The organism is Microbacterium sp. EST19A (assembly GCF_019969685.1).
Taxonomy (GTDB): Bacteria; Actinomycetota; Actinomycetes; order Actinomycetales; family Microbacteriaceae; genus Microbacterium.
The window spans coordinates 348,145-366,810 of record NZ_JAHXYZ010000002.1 but is presented as its reverse complement, the minus strand read 5'-3'; the positions used below and the strand labels follow the sequence as shown (position 1 = coordinate 366,810).

The 18,666-nt window shown below is 68.4% G+C and carries 17 protein-coding genes; 7 read left to right on the top strand and 10 right to left on the bottom strand.

The annotated features are described in order from the left end of the window. The first annotated feature begins 122 nt into the window (after positions 1-122). Both LC452_RS11815 and LC452_RS11810 read left to right on the top strand, forming a co-directional pair. Positions 123-1,004 carry a hypothetical protein gene (locus LC452_RS11815; RefSeq protein ID WP_223625457.1) on the top strand — a complete coding sequence of 294 codons (882 nt, stop codon included), beginning with the start codon at positions 123-125 and terminating at the stop codon, positions 1,002-1,004. Continuing rightward, a complete protein-coding gene (locus LC452_RS11810) occupies positions 997-1,356 on the top strand; it encodes a transcriptional regulator (protein ID WP_223625454.1) in 360 nt (119 codons plus the stop codon). Before LC452_RS11815 ends, LC452_RS11810 begins: the two co-directional genes overlap by 8 nt. Here LC452_RS11810 and LC452_RS11805 read toward each other — a convergent pair. The 7 genes from LC452_RS11805 to LC452_RS11775 form a co-directional block, all read right to left on the bottom strand. Continuing rightward, a complete protein-coding gene (locus LC452_RS11805) occupies positions 1,339-2,547 on the bottom strand; it encodes an MFS transporter (protein ID WP_223625451.1) in 1,209 nt (402 codons plus the stop codon). The genes LC452_RS11810 and LC452_RS11805 overlap by 18 nt on opposite strands. Beyond that, positions 2,522-3,739, bottom strand: a complete 1,218-nt coding sequence (locus LC452_RS11800) for an amidohydrolase family protein (protein ID WP_223625448.1) — start codon at positions 3,737-3,739, stop codon at positions 2,522-2,524. The genes LC452_RS11805 and LC452_RS11800 overlap by 26 nt, the downstream gene beginning before the upstream one ends. Then, entirely contained in the window at positions 3,726-4,757 is a 1,032-nt protein-coding gene (locus LC452_RS11795) for an ABC transporter ATP-binding protein (RefSeq protein WP_223625445.1), read from the bottom strand. Before LC452_RS11795 ends, LC452_RS11800 begins: the two co-directional genes overlap by 14 nt. Beyond that, positions 4,754-5,776, bottom strand: a complete 1,023-nt coding sequence (locus tag LC452_RS11790) for an ABC transporter ATP-binding protein (RefSeq protein WP_223625442.1) — start codon at positions 5,774-5,776, stop codon at positions 4,754-4,756. Before LC452_RS11790 ends, LC452_RS11795 begins: the two co-directional genes overlap by 4 nt. Next, positions 5,776-6,777: an ABC transporter permease gene (locus LC452_RS11785; protein WP_223625440.1), complete on the bottom strand. Its 1,002-nt coding sequence runs from the start codon at positions 6,775-6,777 to the stop codon at positions 5,776-5,778. The genes LC452_RS11790 and LC452_RS11785 overlap by 1 nt, the downstream gene beginning before the upstream one ends. Before the next feature lie 68 nt (positions 6,778-6,845). Then, positions 6,846-8,567, bottom strand: coding sequence for an ABC transporter substrate-binding protein (locus tag LC452_RS11780; RefSeq protein WP_223625437.1), 1,722 nt, complete (start codon positions 8,565-8,567; stop codon positions 6,846-6,848). Positions 8,568-8,613: 46 nt separating this feature from the next. Continuing rightward, on the bottom strand, positions 8,614-9,627 hold the full coding sequence (locus LC452_RS11775; RefSeq protein ID WP_223625435.1) for an ABC transporter permease: 1,014 nt from the start codon (positions 9,625-9,627) through the stop codon (positions 8,614-8,616). Between the two features lie 169 nt (positions 9,628-9,796). Here LC452_RS11775 and LC452_RS11770 point away from each other — a divergent pair, with 169 nt between their 5' ends. Together LC452_RS11770 and LC452_RS11765 are read left to right on the top strand one after the other, a co-directional pair. Further along, positions 9,797-11,281, top strand: a complete 1,485-nt coding sequence (locus LC452_RS11770) for a chlorohydrolase family protein (RefSeq protein WP_223625434.1) — start codon at positions 9,797-9,799, stop codon at positions 11,279-11,281. Then, the gene (locus LC452_RS11765) at positions 11,281-11,946 is read left to right on the top strand and encodes a GntR family transcriptional regulator (protein WP_223625431.1); all 666 of its coding nucleotides are present in this window, start codon (positions 11,281-11,283) and stop codon (positions 11,944-11,946) included. Before LC452_RS11770 ends, LC452_RS11765 begins: the two co-directional genes overlap by 1 nt. A gap of 16 nt (positions 11,947-11,962) precedes the next feature. On the opposite strand, the gene LC452_RS11760 is transcribed toward LC452_RS11765, so the two are convergent. Beyond that, positions 11,963-12,967 (bottom strand): isopenicillin N synthase family oxygenase, encoded by a 1,005-nt coding sequence (locus tag LC452_RS11760; RefSeq protein ID WP_223625428.1) that lies wholly within the window; start codon positions 12,965-12,967, stop codon positions 11,963-11,965. Positions 12,968-13,087: 120 nt separating this feature from the next. Here LC452_RS11760 and efeU point away from each other — a divergent pair, with 120 nt between their 5' ends. The 3 genes from efeU (at position 13,088) to efeB (ending at position 16,598) form a co-directional block, all read left to right on the top strand. Beyond that, positions 13,088-14,032, top strand: coding sequence for an iron uptake transporter permease EfeU (gene efeU, locus LC452_RS11755; protein WP_223625425.1), 945 nt, complete (start codon positions 13,088-13,090; stop codon positions 14,030-14,032). Next, entirely contained in the window at positions 14,029-15,261 is a 1,233-nt protein-coding gene (gene efeO, locus LC452_RS11750; protein ID WP_223625422.1) for an iron uptake system protein EfeO, read from the top strand. Before efeU ends, efeO begins: the two co-directional genes overlap by 4 nt. Positions 15,262-15,326: 65 nt before the next feature. Continuing rightward, positions 15,327-16,598: an iron uptake transporter deferrochelatase/peroxidase subunit gene (gene efeB, locus LC452_RS11745; protein WP_223627640.1), complete on the top strand. Its 1,272-nt coding sequence runs from the start codon at positions 15,327-15,329 to the stop codon at positions 16,596-16,598. Positions 16,599-16,605: 7 nt separating this feature from the next. On the opposite strand, the gene LC452_RS11740 is transcribed toward efeB, so the two are convergent. Both LC452_RS11740 and LC452_RS11735 read right to left on the bottom strand, forming a co-directional pair. Beyond that, entirely contained in the window at positions 16,606-17,469 is an 864-nt protein-coding gene (locus tag LC452_RS11740; protein ID WP_223625420.1) for a serine hydrolase, read from the bottom strand. Further along, positions 17,466-18,608 carry an acyltransferase family protein gene (locus LC452_RS11735; protein ID WP_223625418.1) on the bottom strand — a complete coding sequence of 381 codons (1,143 nt, stop codon included), beginning with the start codon at positions 18,606-18,608 and terminating at the stop codon, positions 17,466-17,468. The genes LC452_RS11740 and LC452_RS11735 overlap by 4 nt, the downstream gene beginning before the upstream one ends. Positions 18,609-18,666: the final 58 nt, after the last annotated feature.

Sequence of the window (18,666 nt, the reverse complement as noted above, 5' to 3'; positions counted from 1 at the left end):
ATTCTTGAGAAGGCCGCCCCACGGTGTGGGGCGGCCTTCATCGCGTTCGGGGGTTGACCCTCTCCTCGGTTTCCGATAGGAAAGTAAGTGAGCTTTCCACATGGAAACAGGAGGTGGTCCTGATGGACCAGAAGCCGATGCGCGGCGTCGAGCCGCTCGAGCCGCCGACACCCGAGGTGGCGCGACGGTATCTCGACGAGGTCGAAGCGGTGACCGAGCGACGCGATTCCCAGGTCGACCTCCGCGCGCAGGGGTGGATCACGATCGTCGAGGCGCTGGTGATGCTGCTCTTCGTCGCCTGCTGCGCCGTCCTGATCCGATCCGGTCAGGCCTCGCACGTCAGCCTGCTGCTCTTCGCGATGCTCGCCGCCTCCCAGATCCTGTCCGGGGCGGCGCAGAGCAGGGGAGTGCAGTGGCGCTTCCGCGGCAACCGCACGGTCTACATCGTCGTCATCGTCTTCACCGTCATCGCCATGCTCGGCACCTTCGTGCTGGTCCTCATGGCGCCTGAACTGCCGCTGGCGCTGGTGCTGCTTCCTGCGGCGGTAGGCACGGCGGCCCTCGTGGGGCTCGGCATCCGGCAGCTGTGGGCAGGACGAGACGCGCCCCACCGCGTCCGTCGCGAGCGCCCGCCGTTCCTCTGGCCCGCGAGAGGGACCACCATCGGGCTCGGGGTCCTGCTCGGTTTGCTGATCATCGTCGCGGGTACCGCCGATCTGCTCGTGTCGAACCTGCTGGCGCTCCTCGCCGGAGGCGCGATCATCGTGATGAGCATCGGCAACCGCACCGATTGGGGTCCTGCCCATCTGGGCGAAGTATGGCGATGGCCGCATTTCGCGATGTTCGCCCTGGGTGGGCTCCTGCTCACGGCCGTGGTGACGATCGGCGATCGATCCGATCTCGTGAATCCGTGGAGCACGACGATCCTCGGCGCGATCGTCGTCGTCCTCGCCGTGCTGGTGTCGCTCGTCGGATCTCCCGCCCGCAGTGGCCGAGATGGATGACCGCGCGGGACCCGTGCGCGACCCGCACCCTCGCACGCGGCTCGATGACAGCTTCTCGACACCGGTGCGCTTCTCGCTCATGGCCGCGTTGACCGACGGCATCGAACTCGACTTCGCGACGCTCGCGGGAATCCTCCAGGCGAACGATTCGGTCCTCAGCAAGGCCATCGCGCACCTGCACGACGCCGGGTACATCACGAGCAGGAAGGTGTACGTCGGAAGTCGCCCTCGCACCTGGGTGCGTGCGACGAGGACCGGCTCCGACGCGTTCGCCGGTCACCTGCGTGCTCTGCGCGAGATCGTCGAGCTGGGCGGGGGTCGGCTGACCTGGTCCTCAGGCGGCGACGGCTGATTCCTCTCTCAGGTCCACGGCCGGTCGGCGGATGACGAGAGCGACGATCACGCTGAGCACGGCCGCGGACGCGATCATGAACACGAGACCCGGCGTCCAGTCGCCCGTCAGATCGTGCAGGATGCCGACGAGCAGGCTCCCGGCACCCGCGAACGCGTAGCCGACGCCCTGCGATACGGCGGAGAGAAGGCCTGCCGAGGCCTGGTTCTGCGATTGCGTGACGATCAGACTCAGCGAAAGGCCGAACATCGCCCCCTGCACGGCGCCGAGCACGATCGTGATGATCACGTACGATGCATCGCCGGACGCCAGCCAGACGAACGCAATCGCCATGACGGCCCCCAGTCCCGGACCGAACCACAGGAGGACTCTCCGGCGTCTCGCGACCATCGGTGCGACGAGCGTCGGAATCAGACCGGCGATGCTGGCCAGCGCGAGCAGCCATCCGGCCGTCGCCTGATCGACTCCGCGATCCCCGAGCAGGCGCGGCAGCCAGGCGGCCACGGCGAAGAACAGCATCGCCTGCAGCCCGAACATGATCGTCACCAGGGCGACGGTGCGGCGGGTCGCCCGGGTGATCCTCGTCCGTGCCGGCGTGTGGGACGGTGCGTCCGATCGCGACGCCACGCGGATCATCGCTCCCGTCGCCAGCAGCGCCGGGACGGCCCAGACCGCGAGGGCGAGCGAAGGTCCGCTCGCGTGGCTGACGGGAACGGAGAGTCCGGCGCCGAGCGCGGCTCCGGCACTGAAGGACATGCTGCTCAAACCGACCCACAGGCCCCCGGCACCGAGCGACTTCAGATACGGGGGGAGGAGCGTGCCGGCGACCATGATCGCCGCACCGGCGACGAACGTCCCGGCGAGCATCGCGCCGGGCAGCACGGCACGGAGGATCAGCGACATCGCGAGAGCTGCCATCGCCCAGACCAGTGCGCGGACGACTCCGAGCCGCCGCGCCAGGAGCGGCCCGAGCGGCGCGGTCAGCCCGAAGGCGATGACCGGCAGCGTGGCGAGGATGCTCAACTGCACCGCACTCAGCGCGAAGCCGGCCCCGATCGGCTCGAGCAGCGCAGCGACCGAGGTGATCGCCGGACGCAGGTTCAGCCCGATCAGCAGTGCCGCACCGAGGCCGATCGCCCGTTCCTGGACCTTCGCTCGGCCGGTGTCAGAGAGCGACGACACGAAGGCCATCGGCTACCACGCGACCGTCGTGGATGACGGTGCGATCGCGTCCCCTGTCCATCACGGCGCTCGTCGGAGTCTCGCCGTCGACCAGCAGCAGGTCGGCGCGGTCGCCCACCGCGAGCCCCGGGCGGTCGCCGACGCGCCTCGGACGCGGGCTGGAATGCGACATGATGCTCGCCCCTCCCATCGTCGCCACGGCCAGGGCCAGCTCGATGTGGTCGTCGCGGCGGAAGCCGTTCGTGAACGCGAGCTGCCAGGTGCGGTCCAGCATGTCGGCGTTGCCGTAGGGGCTCCAGTAGTCTCGCTGTCCGTCCTCTCCGAGTCCCACGCGAACGCCGGCCTCGACGAGCTGCACGAGTGAGAGGTGATTGCTGGTCGACGGCGCGACAGTCGCCATCGAGATGTCGAGTTCGGCGAAGGTGTCGATCAGACGACGACTGGTGGCCTCGTTCACGGCGCCGAGATCGTAGGCGTGCGACATCGTCACCTTCCCCTCCATCCCCAGGGCACGCGTGCGCTCGATGACGAGATCGGTGCTGAACACTCCGAGCTCGCCCGGCTCGTGCAGATGGATGTCGATCTCGACCTGATACTTCTCGGCCAGCCCGAAGACGATGTCGAGATGCTTCGCGGGGTCGCGGTCGAGTTGGCAGGGGTCGATGCCTCCCATCACGTCGGCGCCCTGCTTGAGGGACTCCTCGAGATACTCGATCGTGCCCGCCTCGCGCAGGATGCCGGCCTGCGGGAAGGTCATGACCTGCACGTCCGCATGACCCGTGAACTTCTCCTTCGCCGCCATCACCGCGTCGAACTTCTCCAGCTTGCAGTCCACGTCGACCTGCGCGTAGGAGCGGACGCGGGTCGTCCCCTTCGCGATCATCTGCTCGAGCGTCCCCGCGACTCGGGTCGGCAGATCGATCTCGGCATCGCGCCAGTTGCGGCGATCGTTCATCATCATCCCCCACACGCCCGGTGCACCGGTGTGCTCTCGGAACGGGAGGCCGATGCGCGTGGAGTCCAGGTGCACGTGCACGTCGCTGAAGGAGGGGAGCAGCAGGCGCCCACGACCGTCGACGACGCTCGCTCCGTCGGGGAGGGCGTCACCCGCTCCACGGGGGTGGATCGCGGCGATGAGCCCGTCCTCGATCACGACATCCGAGGCGGCAGCTCCCCAGGGGCGCACATCACGAATCAGCATGGACTTTCCTTTCTTCGGGGGAGCCGAGCCGCGACACGAGGTCGGCGGCGTCGGCAAGATGATGGCACGCGGCGGGTCCCGTCGGAACCCTCTCGCCGCAGAGCTTCTGCTTCTCTTCATCGAGGAGCGGGAGAACCGGGCAGCGGGTGCGGAACACGCAGCCGCTGGGCGGGTTCGACGGGTGGGGGAGATCTCCGACCAGGCGGATCCGCCGACTGCGATCGGCCGTCGGGTCGGGCGTGGGCACGGATGACAGCAGCGACTGCGTGTAGGGATGCCGCGGTGCTCCGAACACCTCGTCGCGGGAGGCGTGCTCCATGATGCGGCCGAGGTACATCACGGCGACCTCGTCGGCGAAGTGCTTGACGACCGAGAGGTCGTGGGCGATGAACACGTAGGAGATGCCGGTGTCCGCCTGGATGTCCTGCAGCAGGTTGATCACCTGCGCCTGCACCGAGACGTCGAGCGCCGAGACCGGCTCGTCGCAGATGACGACGTCCGGTTCCAGTGCCAGGGCCCGCGCGATCCCGACACGCTGCTTCTGTCCGCCCGAGAACTCGTGGGGGAAGCGGTTGTAGTGCTCGGGGCGCAGCCCCACCCGATCCATCAGCGAGGCCACCCGGTTCTTCATCCCCTCCTTGGGCTTGATGCCCTGCGCCTGCAGCGGGGCCGCGATCGCGGCTCCGACACTCTGTCGCGGGTTCAGCGATGACGCGGGGTTCTGGAAGACCATCTGCACTCGGCGTCGGAACTCCTGCAGCTCGCTCCCGCGGAGCCCGGCGACATCCGTCCCGTCCAGCAGGATGCGCCCGGAGGTGGGCGCGAGCAGGCGCATGAGCAGGCGACCGGTGGTCGACTTGCCGCAGCCGGACTCGCCGACGAGCCCCAGGGTCGATCCGCGCTCCAGGGTGAAGGAGATGCCGTCGACCGCCTTGACGTGCGACGTGCCGCGCAGGAACCCCTTGCTGTCGGCGAAGTGCTTGGCGAGGTCTTCGACGCTCAGGAGCGGTGTGCTCATCGGGAGGCCTCCAGCACGGCAGCGACGGGCAGCGACGCCGCGGCATCCGTCAGGTGGCAGCGGGAGCGGTGCCTCGGCTCTGCGATGGTCAGCGCGGGGCGCTCGGTGCGGCACCGGTCGTCGGGCACCAGGTGCGAGACGGGGCAGCGGTCCGCGAACAGGCATCCCGTGGGCAGATCCAGGAGCGAGGGCGGGAAGCCGGGGATCGGCGTGAGGCGACCGGCGTCGTCCGCCATCGACGGCATCGAGGCGAGCAGTCCCTTCGTGTACGGATGCGCGGTCCGGAAGAAGGCGTCCTGCACATCGGCCTCCTCGACGCATTGTCCGCCGTACATCACGACGACGCGTTCGCAGACCTCGGCCACGACGCCGAGATCGTGCGTGACGAAGATCACGGCCGATCCCGTCTCCGCCTGCAGGGAACCGATCAGATCGAGGATCTGGGCCTGCACGGTGACGTCGAGCGCGGTCGTCGGCTCGTCGGCGATCAGAAGCTCCGGCTCGCAGATCAGCGCCATCGCGATCATCGCCCGCTGCCGCATGCCGCCGGAGAACTCGTGGGGATACGCGTCGTATCTCGACACCGGATCGGGGATGCCGACGCGGTTCAGCATCTCGATCGCCTGCGCCTTCGCCGCCTTGCGGCTGACGTGATTGTGCACCCGGTACGCCTCCGCGATCTGACGCCCGACCGTGTAGAAGGGGTGCATCGCCGACAGCGGATCCTGGAAGATCATTCCGATCTTGCGGCCGCGGTACGGGCGCATCTCGTTCTCGCTCAGCGGGACGAGGTCGGTGCCGTCGAAGAGGATCTGTCCCGTGACGCGGGCGCTCGTGCCCTTCAGCAGGCCCATCAGCGTCTGACTCGTCACGGTCTTGCCGGAGCCGGATTCGCCGACGATGCCGACGGTCTCCCCGCGCTGCACGGTCAGGTCCATCCCGTTCACGGCGTGCACGAGGCCGTCGTCGGTGGGGAACGTCACCCGCAGATCGCGGATGTCCAGAATCGGCGTGGTCATCAGTTGACCCTCACTCTCGGGTCGACGCCCGCGTACACGAGGTCGACGATGACATTCGCTGTGATGATGAAGAACGCGGCCAGCATGGTGATCGCCATGGTCACCGGGAGATCTCCCGAGGTGGCGGCGCGCACGGCCGTGAAGCCGAGCCCGGGGACGGAGAAGATCTGCTCCGTCAGCACCGCCCCTCCGAGCAGTGCTCCGATGTCGAGGCCGAGCATCGTGATGATCGGGGTGATGCCCGCTCGCACGCCGTGGGTGAAGGTGATCCGGCGTGTACCGAGCCCCTTGGCCCGCGCGGTGCGCATGAAGTCCTCGCCGAAGGTCTCGATCATGTTGTTGCGCGTGATGCGGATGTACTGGGCGCTGAAGAGGATGGCGAGCGCGATCCAGGGCAGGAGGTAGTTGGTGAACCACGCACCGGGGCCCGCAGATCCGAAGGGCGAGGAGATCTGGTTGCTCGTGAACGGGAGCCAGTGCAGTGCGCTGACGAAGATCAGCAGGAGCAGCAGTCCGGTGACGGGCACGGGCAGCGAGACGCCGACGGATGCCGCGCCCACGATGATCTTGTCGGTCGCTCGTCCCTTCCGAAGCGCCGCGAGAAGTCCGAGGCCGACACCCGCGATGGTCCACAGCACGACGGCGCCGACGGCGATCGAGATCGTGTACGGGAGCGCGCGGACGATGACGTCGGTCACGTTCTCGTTGGTCTGGAACGACTTTCCGAGGCAGGGCCAGGCGCAGACCTGCTCGGCGCCCGGGGCGCCGATCATGCGCTCCCCGAAGAAGCCGGTGAGGTAGGTGAAGTACTGCACGAAGAAGGGCTTGTCCATGCCGAGTGCGACGCGCGCCTGCGCGACGCGCTCCGGCGTGCACTCCTGACCGCATGCGGCCGCTGCGGGATCCGCGGGGCCGATCTGGAACAGGGCGAAGGTCACGAAGCTGACGACGAGCAGGAGGACGACCAGTGCGCTCAGACGGCGGACGATGAATCCGAACATTGCTGTCCCGTACGGGGTCGGCCGCGATGCAGCCGACCCCGTCCTTTCCGGAAGTGTCGGTCGGGTCGTTACTGCTCGACGCCGATGGTGGACAGATCGATGCTTCCGAAGAAGTACCCCACCTGCGCGTTGTGGATCTTGGAGCCCACCACGCTGTTGGTGAAGGTGCGGATCAACGGCACGATCGGGTACGACTCCATCGCCTCGTTGTAGAGCTCGGCCCACTGGGTGTTGAGCTCCTCGGACGTGCCGTTGGCGTTGCGCAGCTCGTACATCCGCGCGGACAACTCCGGGTCGTGGAAGCGTGAGATGTTGCTGAATCCGTACGTCGTGCCATCGAGGCTCGGGCCGATGTTCGGGTCGACCGTCGTGCGGGTGGAGCCGGATGCCGCGCCGCCGCACCAGCCCGCGCGGGCGATGTCGGGCATCTCGGCGCTGGCGAGCACCGTGTAGTAGTTCGCCGCGGGGATCGGGACGAGCTGCAGGTCGATGCCGAGCGCCTTGAAGTTCTGCTGCAGCACGGTGCCGAGGTTCTTGAACCGATCGATCGCGTTGGAGTAGCCGTACGTCAGGGTGGTGGGGACGTCCTTGCCCTCGAGGAGCTTCTTCGCCTCGTCGAGCTGCGGTGCGCCGTCGATGTCGAGATCCGTGGTCTCCTCCACGTAGCCGACCTGCGCATCGTTGAGGTAGGAGTTGGTGAGCTTCCCGAACCGCGCTCCGCCGTACTGCACCTGGATCGCCGCGCGGTCCATCGCCAGCGCGAGCGCGTGGCGTACGTCGGGATCGGTGATGGTCTCGGTGTTGAAGTTCAGCACGTCGGTGCAGCCGAGCAGCCCGGATGCCGTGCGGTCGGCCACGGCGGCGTCGGCCAGACGGGAGGTGTCGGACGCCTGGAGCGCGCCGTTCGAGTCGAGCGTGATCGCCGTCGGATCGGCATCCGAGATCAGCTGCTGGCTGATGGTCGCCTGCGCCGTGGACAGCGAGAACGTGAACGAGTCCGGCAGCGCCGTGCGGTTCTCGTCCGTCGCCGGGTCCCACTCGGGGTTGCGCACGAGCGTGAGCTCGCGGCCCCGGTCGTAGGACTCGATCATGTACGGGCCGGAGGAGATCGGGTGGTTCGTGTAGTCGAGCTTCGTGTCCTTCGCCTCGGGGACGGGAGCGGTGTTCGAGCGGGACACGAGTGCGGCGAAGTCCGGGTTCGGCTGCTTGAGGTGGAACACGACCGTCTTGTCATCCGGGGTCTCGACGGCGGTCAGCTCACCGCCGTTGTACGGCCCGGTGTAGGTGTCGGCGTCGAGAGCCGAGTTCAGCTCCTGGGGCGCCTGCGTGTAGACATCACGCGCGAAGGTGCGCGCGATGCCGTACTTGATGTCGGCGGCTGTGATCGGCGTGCCGTCTTCGTACTTCAGCCCGTCCTTCAGGGTGTACGTCCACGTCAGACCGTCCTCGGACGGGGTTCCGGTGTCGGTGGCGAGGTCTCCGACGATCGTCGGCGGCTCGCCCGCGGTCTCCTTCGCCATCGTGAGGGTGCGGTAGTAGAGCTGACCGACGTTCGCGGTCTGCACGTAGTTGCTGTTGCCGGGGTCGAGCGTCATGAAGTCGCTCGACATGAGGACGTTGACGTTGCCGCCGGGTTCGTCGAAGCCGGCCTGCACGATGTGCGCGGCATACGGATCCTTCGCGCCGGAGGGGGCGGATTGCCCGTTCTGGGCGGCGGTGCTGGTGCAGCCGGTGACGACCAGGGCGATTGCCACGGTCGCAGCGGCGAGCAGGGGACTGCGGTGTCGCATGACTCGGTTCTCTTTCGGTGGGGGTGGGTGTTCGGGTCGGAGGGGTTCAGCTGCGGGAGGCTTTGGGGTCGAGCGCGTCGCGCACGGCGTCGCCCAGCAGGTTGAAGGCCAGCACGGTGATGATCAGCGCCGTGCCGGGGACGATGAGGAACCACGGGTCGCTGAGATACCAGTTGCCGGCCTGCGCGGCGTTCAGCATCTGCCCCCAGGAAGGGGTCGGGTCCTTGACGCCGACGCCGAGGAACGAGAGGGCGGCTTCGGCGGAGATGTTCGCGGGGATCATCATCGTGCCGTAGACGAGCACGACACCGAGCACGTTGGGGATGACCTGCCGGAAGATGATCGTCCGGTGCGAGGCGCCGTACGACTTCGCGGCCTCGATGTACTCCTGCTCGCGGATGCTCAGCACCTGGCCGCGCACCACGCGAGCGAGATACGCCCAGCCGAAGAAGCCCAGGATGAGGACCAGGGACGCGATCGGCACGAAGCTGCCCTGACCCAGGGGGGTGTCCCTGAGTCTCGACTGCAGGATCGGCGTGAGCGAGAGCACGAGCAGCAGGTGCGGGAACGCGAGGAACAGGTCGATGATGCGGCTGATGACCATGTCGACCTTGCCGCCGAAGTAGCCCGCCGCCGCACCGAGGACCGTTCCGAGGACGACAGAGACGGCCGTCGACAGCAGCGCGATCAGCAGCGACACCTGCGCGCCGTACGCGATCCTGGCGAAGATGTCGCGGCCGAGCCCCGGTTCGACCCCGAGCCAGTGCTCGATCGACGGGTACATGTAGGCGGGCAGCGGCAGACCGGGCGTCATGAAGTTGTCGAGCACGTCGGGTCCGGTGTTCGTCGCATAGGGATCCTGCCCCTCGATCGCGACGAGAACGGGAGCGAGGAGTGCGAACAGCACGATCGCGACGACGACCCCGAACGAGACGAGAGCGACCGGGCTCCTGCGGATGCGCAGCCACGCCGTCGCGAGCAGCGATCGCCCCGTGGCGATCGTCGGGGCAGCGGTGGGGAGCACCTCGGTCTTCGGGGCGAGCGTCTGAGAGTCCGTCACGATCTTCCTTGACTGTCGGGTCTGCGGGTTTTCAGAATCGTATACCAGCTTGAGCAAATGGGATACCAAAAATTGAAACTCCTGCCGATATGCGCGCGCATGATGGAGCACGCCACGAAGAGGCGATATGTTTTGGATACCAAATCAGATCGAGATCATCGGGGCTCTCTTGCGCACACTCCTCACCGCCGACCACGTCCTCACCTTCGACGGGCACTCCCACCAAGAGGTCAGAGACGGCGCCGTCCTGGTCGAGGACGGGGTGATCGCGTACGCGGGCCCGGTCGGCGACGCGCCTTCTGCGGACGAGCGCATCGATCTCGGCGAGAGCCTTCTCCTGCCCGGCCTCATCGATCTCGACGCCCTCGCAGACATCGATCACCTGATCCTGGATGCCTGGGGCACGGGGCAGCACGCCCGACGGCTGCAGTGGTCTGCGGAGTACTTCGACCGGCGGGCTCCCGTGTTCGATGCGGCGGAACGAGCCCGCATCCGCGAGATCGCGCTCGTGCAGCTCGCACTCCACGGGATCACCGGTTACATGCCGATCGCATCCGAAGTGCACTCCGACTGGGCCGAGACGGCGGACGAGCTCCGTGCGATGGCCGCCTTCTCGCGGGAGCTCGGTCTGCGCGGCTTCCTCGGCCCCTCCTACCGCTCCGGGGTCAACGTGGTGACCGCCGAGGGGGAGCGCGGCATCCGCTTCGACGAGGGTGAGGGCGAATCCGGCCTCGACGACGCCGTCCGCTTCTTCGATGAGCTCCGCGCCCTCGACGATCCGCTGCTCACTCCGGTCTTCCTGCCGTGCCGCATCGAGACACTCACGCCCGACCTCCTGGCGGCGACAGCGGCGGCGGCGAAGGAGCGCGGCGCTCTGGTGCGGCTGCATGCGCTCCAGGGGGACTTCGAGCGGGAGCACATCCTCGAGGTGCACGGCTGCACGCCCCTCGAGCTGATCGAGTCCGTGGGGCTGCTCAACGAGCGTCTGATCGTGCCGCACGGCGTGTTCCTCGACGTGAACCCCCGCGTCCACGGCGAGGATCGCGGCGACCTCCGCCGCCTCGTCGACGCCGGTGTCTCCGTCGTGCACTGCCCGCTCACGAATGCCCGCTACGGCTCGGAGTTGGAGAGCTTCGGCCGGTATCGCGAGGCCGGACTGAACATCGCCCTCGGCACGGACTCGTTCCCGCCCGACCTGGTCCGAGGCATCGACACGGGCGTGTCGGTCGCGAAGGTGCAGAATCGGAGCCTCGCCGCCGGAGACCTGGCCGGATACGTGGAGGCCGCGACGCTCGGCGGAGCCCGCGCGCTGCATCGTCCGGATCTGGGCCGCATCAGCGTCGGCGCGCAGGCGGACCTCACGGCCTTCCGGCTCGACGATGTGCGGATGGGGGCCCTCGAAGATCCACTGCGCACGCTGATCCTGAACGGCACGGCGCGCGACGCATGCCTGACGATGGTGGCCGGACGTGTCGTGATGCGTGACGGAGTCATCGAGGGCATCGACCTCGACGCCGTCCGTGCCGACACGCAGCTGCTCTTCGCGAAGATGCGCAGCGCCTACACTGGGCGCGACCACCGGAACGGCACGATCGACGAGCTGTTCCCGCCGGTCTTCCCGATCCGCGACGCGATCCCTCGAGAGGTGTCCTGATGAGCGCCGATATCCGCACCGTCGACGGATCAGCGTTGGCGGAGCGGGTCTACCGCGGCCTGCTGCGCACGATCATCGACGGCGATCTCACCCCGGGGGCCTGGCTCAAAGAACGAGACCTCTCCGAGCGCTTCGAGGTGTCCCGCGTGCCGGTGCGCCAGGCCCTGCAGCGTCTGGAGGTCGAGGGCTTCGTCACGATGTCGCGCAACCGTGGCGCGAGCGTGACGCCGGTGACCATGGCGGATGTGGAGGAGCTGTTCGACGCACGGCTGTGCATCGAGCCGTACGCGACCCGACTCGCCGCGACGCGCGTGCATGCGGGTGAGGCGGACCCGTCCGGCCTCCGCGGGCTCCTCGAGCGTGCGCTCGCTCCGGCCGAGGTGGAGGAGCTGGGCGCCTCGAATCTCGGATTCCACCGCGAGATCGTCCGGCTGTCGGGCAACCGCATCCTCGAACGGAGTCTTCTCCCCATGCTGGGGAGGATGGAGTGGATGTTCCGGCTCACCCGGACCACGCGAGAGCAGGAGCACGACGTCGAGCACCAGCAGCTCCTCGACGCGATCCTCGCCGGTCGAGGTGAGGTCGCCGCGGCGCAGGCGCATGCGCACATCGCGCAAGGGCGCGAGCCCATTCTGGAGGCGTTGAGCTCGGCCCTCGACTGGTAGCAGCGCCTGACGGCCGTCAGACGGTGGCGTTCACGAGGTCCGGGTGGTGGATCGCCGCGACATCCGGGTGTGCGCGCAGGCGGGACTTCATGGCGTTCTCGCCGTAGGTGGCGTGAATCGGGTTGCTCGGATCATCGGTGACGCCCGTGGCCTCGGCGGCCAGGTCGGCAGGGAGCTCGAGAAGGGGGAGCTGCTGGTCGAGCGCGGGGTTGAAGAAGAACGGGATCGAGATCCGCTCCTCCGGCGCTCGGGGAGAGATGACTCGATGGTTCGTCGCCTTCAGATATCCTCCGGTGGCGTATTCGAGCAGCTCCCCGATGTTGACGACGAAGGCGCCGTCGACGGGGGGAGCGGACACCCATTCGCCGTCGCGCTCCACTTGGAGACCGCCCTTCCCCGGCTCGACCCAGAGCAGCGTGAGCACACCGGAGTCCTTGTGCGCGCCCACGCCCTGCTGCGGCTCGGGCTCGTGCGAACCCGGGTAGCGCACGATCTTGATCAGGGTGGAGGGGTCGCGGAAGGGCTCGTCGAAGTAGGTCTCGTCCGCTCCGAGGGTCAGGGCCCAGGTGCGCAGCAGTTTGCGGGCGATCGCGGTCAGGGTGTCGTGCCATTCGGTGACGATCTCCTGCAGCTCCGGCTGCGCCGCCGGCCACAGGTTCGGGCCGATGAGGCGGTTGAACGCGGGGCCGCCGTCGACGGGCTCGCGCTCCGGACCGATGTCGATCTGCTCGCGCCAGTCGACCTTGCCCTGGGTCCGCTCGCCGCCGACGCGCGTGTAACCCCGGAAGTGCGGACTGTTCACATTCTCGATGGCGAGCTTGTCCGCCTCGGGAAGCGCGAAGAAGTCGAGCGCCGCACGGTGCAGACGGGCTTCGAGCTCGGGGGAGATGCCGGTTCCGGTGAGGTAGAAGAACCCGACGTCGTGCGTCGCTGCGCGCAGATCATCGCGGAAGCGGGCAGCGGCTTCGGGGCCTTCGTCGAGCTGGGACAGGTCGAGGATGGGGAGCGAGAGTTCAGCCATGGACCGAGGCTACGTCGCGTTCGGGGGGTGTGGGGCGTGTGTTGCGCCGCATTACCCAGTGCTAGAGTCTCGTGGGTAAGGGATGCCTTACCTCAGTCTTCGCCAGAGAGTCATCATTCCGTGCTCGCAACCTTTCTCATCGGTCTCCGTGAGGGACTCGAAGCCGCCCTCGTGGTCGGCATCCTCGTCGCCTACCTGCGTCGCCTCGGTCGGCAGGATGCGCTGCCGAGGCTCTGGGCCGGTGTCGGTCTCGCGATCGCGCTCGCCCTGGGGATCGGCGCCGTTCTCACGTTCGGCGCGTACGAACTCACCTTCGCCGCGCAGGAGCTGATCGGCGGCGGTCTCTCGCTGCTCGCGGTCGCCATGGTGACCTGGATGATCTTCTGGATGCAGCGGGCCGGACGCACCATGAAGGCGACGCTCGAGGGGGGGATCGATCGTGCGCTCACGGTCGGCGGTCTCTGGGCGCTCATCGCCATCGGTTTCGTCTCGGTCGCCCGCGAAGGCATCGAGACGACCCTGCTGCTGTGGTCGATGGTGCAGTCGTTCGGCGACGCGCCGTCCGCACTGCTCGGTGCGCTCCTCGGACTGATCGCCGCGGTGATCATCGGCTGGCTGATCTCCCGCGGTGCCGTGAGACTCGACCTCCGGCGCTTCTTCGCCTGGACGGGCGGCTTCCTCGTGATCGTCGCTGCCGGCGTCCTCGCGTACTCGTTGATGGATCTGCAGGAGGCGGGCGCGCTTCCCGGGCCGTTCACCGCCGCCGCACCCATCGATGCCGTGACCGGCGGCGTCGCGGTCGGCTGGGCCGGCTTCCCCTTCGGGTGGGCGTTCGACGTCTCGGCCACGATCGCCCCCGGCGGCCCCCTCGCCGCGATCCTGCAGGCCACGGTGGGTTTCATGCCCGCCATGACCTGGCTGCAGGTCATCGCCTGGACGCTCTACATCCTCGTCGTCGGATCGCTCTACATCCGCGGACTCCGCTCGCGTCGCCCGTCGAAGCCGCAGGCTCCGGCAGAGCCGCAACTCGCAACGACCTCCCCCTCACAACAAGGAGCAGCATGACCACCTTCCACCGGATCCTCGGGGCGGTAGCCGCCACGGGTGCGGCCGCACTCGTCCTGAGCGGCTGCGTCGCGAAGAGCGATGTCGGCGCCACCGCGGCCTTCGACGTCTCCTCCACCGACAGCGACTGCGCGGTGTCGGAGTCGACGGCCCAGAGCGGTACGCTCACCTTCGCCGTGAAGAACGACACCGATCAGGTGTCCGAGTTCTACCTCCTGGCGGAAGACGGGCTGCGCATCGTCGGCGAGGTCGAGAACATCGCGCCCGCGGCATCCCGCACCCTCACCGTGGTCGCCCAGCCGGGCGACTACTTCACGCTCTGCAAGCCGGGCATGATCGGCGAGGGCGTCGGCAAGACCGCGTTCACCGTCACGGGCGACCGCGTCGCCGTCGACGGTCCGGATGCCGACCAGAAGCAGAAGGCCGTCGATCTGTACGCGGCCTTCGTGAAGGACCAGGTCGGCCAGCTCGTCCCGGCCGTCGAGGACTTCGTCGCCGCTTACGAGTCGGGCGACGACGAGACCGCCCGCGAGCTCTTCCCGCAGGTGCGTGCCTACTACGAGCGCATCGAGCCCGTCGCCGAGGCGCTCGGCGACCTCGACCCGCGCATCGACTACCGCGAGGTCGACGCCGTCGCCGAGGGCCTGGACTGGACCGGCTTCCACCGCATCGAGAAGGATCTCTGGGTGCCCGCGCAGGACGCGCTGAACGCCGATGGCGAGACGCCCGCCTGGCAGGACTGGGTGCCGTCGACTCCGGAGGAGCGCGCCGACTTCGGTGACCTGCTGCTCGCCGACGTGCAGGAGCTGTACGACTACGTGCACTCCGACGACTTCACCACGGCACTGGACGACCAGGGCATCGGGGGCATCTCGAACGGTGCGATCGCACTGCTCGACGAGGTCGCCACCGGCAAGATCTCGGGCGAGGAGGACTGGTGGTCCGGTACCGACCTCTACGACTTCGCCGCGAACGTCGAGGGCTCCAAGATGGCGTTCTCGCTCGTGCAGGACTTCGCGACCGCGCAGGGCGATGACGGCAAGGCCCTCGTCGATGAGATCGAGTCCGGCTATGCCGCCCTCGAGGAGTCGCTCGCCGCGCACGGCTCGCTCGCCGACGGCTTCGTCGGCTACTCCGAGCTGACGGAGGAGAACAAGCGCGAGTTCACCGATCTGATCAACGCGCTGGCCGAGCCGCTGTCGCAGCTCACCGGCACGGTCCTCGACTGATCGGCTGAGCAGGTACGATCACGGACGTGAACGAACCAGAGGCGGATGCCGCGGCCGACCCGGCGATGGGTGACACGGCGGCGGCATCCGCTCCGTCCGGCCTGAGCCGGCGGGGGCTCCTGGGCCTCGCCATCGGGGGAGGCGTCGCCGGACTCGCGGTCGGAGCGGGCGCCGGCCTCGCCGGTGGCGTGGCGCTCGGACGCGCCGGAGCGCAGGCCGATGCCCAGACCGCGCACGAGTTCTTCGGAGAGCACCAGGCCGGGATCACGACCTCCGTGCAGGAGCACCTGCACTTCGCGAGCTTCGACATGATGCCGCGCACCGACCGCGACGACCTCATCTCACTGCTGCAGGACTGGTCGTACGCGGCCGCACGCATGACGCAGGGCCTGGAGGTCAGCGCGAGCGGCGCCGTGGGCGGCTCGGCCGAGGCGCCGCCGGACGACACCGGCGAGGCACTCGGTCTCACGCCGGCGAACCTCACTATCACCTTCGGCTTCGGCCCCGGGCTCTTCGAGAACGAGGACGGCGACCGCTACGGCATCGCATCCCTCCGTCCGTCAGGCCTCGAGCGGCTGCCGGCGTTCCTCGGAGACGACCTCGACCCGCAGACCTCCCACGGCGACCTCTGCATCCAGGCATGCGCCGATGATCCGCAGGTCGCCGTGCACGCGATCCGCAATCTCAGCCGCATCGCCTTCGGCCGCGCCCGGCTGCGCTGGTCGCAGCTGGGGTTCGGGAAGACCTCGCGCACGACATCCGGTCAGGCGACGCCGCGGAACCTGTTCGGGTTCAAGGACGGCACGGCGAACATCCTCGCCGACGACACGGCCGCGCTCGACGATCACGTCTGGGTCGCGAGCACGGACGAGCCCTCCTGGCTCGCGGGCGGCTCCTACCTCGTCGCCCGCAAGATCGCCATGCTCATCGAGACCTGGGATCGGGTGCGGCTCGCCGAGCAGGACACGATCATCGGCAGGGACAAGGGGAAGGGTGCACCGCTCTCGGGCGGCGACGAGTTCACGGCCCCCGACTTCGGCGGCGCGTCCATCGACGCGAACAGCCACGTGCGTCTCGCGCACCCCGAGCAGAACGACGGCATCCGGATCCTCCGTCGCGGCTACAACTACGTCGACGGCAACAACGAGCTCGGCCGACTCGACGCCGGACTGTTCTTCCTCTCGTACCAGCGCGACCCCGCCCAGTTCATCTCGCTGCAGCGCCGGCTCTCGACAGACCTCATGAACGAATACATCCGACACGTCGGCTCGGGCATCTGGGCGGTCCCGGCCGGCGTGAGTCCCGGCTCTTACGTGGGTGCGGAGCTCTTCGCCTGACCGCGGATCAGGCCTCGAGCATCCGCACGACCTGCTCGGCCATGGCGTCGGCGCCCGCGTGGTCGTCGGCCGTGATCGTCACGACGGCGTCGTCCCGGAAGATCACGAGCTGGCCGTAGGCGCCGTGCAGCCTCCATGCGCCCCCGGGGCCGCCCCAGCCGGCGAGAGCGTACCGGTCGTAGCCGGGCGTCGTTCCGGCTGAGACCCAGTCGCCGTGCATCGCGTCGACCAGCTCCGCCGACACGAGGCTGCGGCCCTCCCACATGCCGCGATCGCGGATCAGGCGGCCGACACTGGCCAGTTCCCCGGTGCGGAGTGCGAGTCCGCCGCCGGCGACGATGCGGCCGTTCGGGCAGCGCTCCCACTCGACGTCGTGGATCCCCAGCGGCGCGAACAGCCGCGCATCGAGGTACTCGCCGACGTCGCCGACTCGGGCGGCGAGCACTGTCATCGCGGTGTACGTGCTCGCGTTCGAGTACTGGAAGACGCGACCGCGCGAGGGGCGGCGGAGGAACTCGCGGGCGAGATCCGGCCAATCGGTCATCATCGTCTCCGACCACGGCAGATCGACGCCGCTCGTCATCGTCAGGAGATGGCGGAGCGTGACCCCGTCGACGCTCGAGCCGAGATCGACGTCCTCGAGATACGCGGCAGCGGGCGCGTCGAGATCGATGTGTCCCTCGTCGGCCGCGATGCCCGCCGCGAGAACGCAGACGCCCTTCGCCGCGGAGTGCACGTCCTCGCGGATGTCGGGGGTCCAGCGATGCTCCGCGACATCGGAGCCGGCGAGGACATGGAGGCCGTGGGCGACGAATCCGCTCGCATCCGCTTCGCGGACGATCCGGTCGCGAACGGTCAGCGCGCGGGTCATCCGCGCAGACTTCGCGGCCGCCGGGATCCGGTCGGATCGTTCCTGCGGCCTTCGCGCGACGCGAGAGCGGGGTCGGTGAACAGCCACTTCGGTCGTGGTTCGACGAGCGGACGGAACAGCCAGCGCACGGGTTTCGTCGCGAGGGCGAGCGCGACGACCACGGACAGGATCGTCACGAGGGGCAGCCAGATCCACGTCGGCTCGAGGTCGCGCAGCGCACCGGACTCGCGGAACGGGTAGAGCACGAAGGAGTGCAGCAGGAACACGTACATCGTGTACTGGCCGAATTGCGTCCACCAGTACGTGCCCCGGGGGATCAGTGCGAAGAACGAGGCGCACAGCACCACCGCGAGCAGCATCAGAGCGAATCGGACGCCGCCGGCCCACCATTGCTCGCCGCCGAGGTCGGCGTAGGAGTCCTCGTAGAACAGCCAGTGGCGCAGGTCGACCGCCTGCCAGACCGGGAGCCAGTTCCATGCGGCCCAGCCGGCCGTCGCCAGCACCGCGAGCGCGACGACGCGCACCCACCACGGGCGGAAGTCGAGCAGGCGGAAGCGGGCGACGATGTCGCGCTCCCGCAGCCACCAGCCGAAGGCGAAGAACGGCAGCAGGCCGAGCGTTCGGGAGAGCGAGAAGGTGCTGTCGACGTTCGGCAGGTATCCCACGCCGATCGAGATGACGACGGTCCAGAACAGCGGCCAGCGCAGCAGCGCCAGATAGGGGAGGACGAGCCGGAAGATGCCGAGCGCCAGCAGGAACCACAGCGTCCACGACGGCTTCGTGATGTTCGGGTTCGCCTGGCCCTCGACGAGCCATTTGGTGAGGGTCCAGAGGACCTCGAAGATGAGGTACGGCACGAGGATGTCGGTGATGACCCGTGCCATCTGGGTCTTCGTCGGCGACCCCGACTTCGAGAAGTAGCCGGAGATGATCGCGAACGCGGGCATGTGGAACGCGTAGAGGGCGAGGTAGAACGCGAAGGCGATGTCGGAATCGTAGATGAGACGCTGGATCGCGTGGCCCAGCACCACCAGCACGATGCACGCGTAGCGGGCGTTGTCCCAGAACGGCACACGCCGCTTCGGCCGCGGGAGCGATCCTGTGGTGGGCCCTGAGATGTCCGCCCCGGTGGTGCTCATGCATCGAGGCTACAGGCCGGGAATAAAGTTGCCGTGAGCGCGTTATCCCATATACATT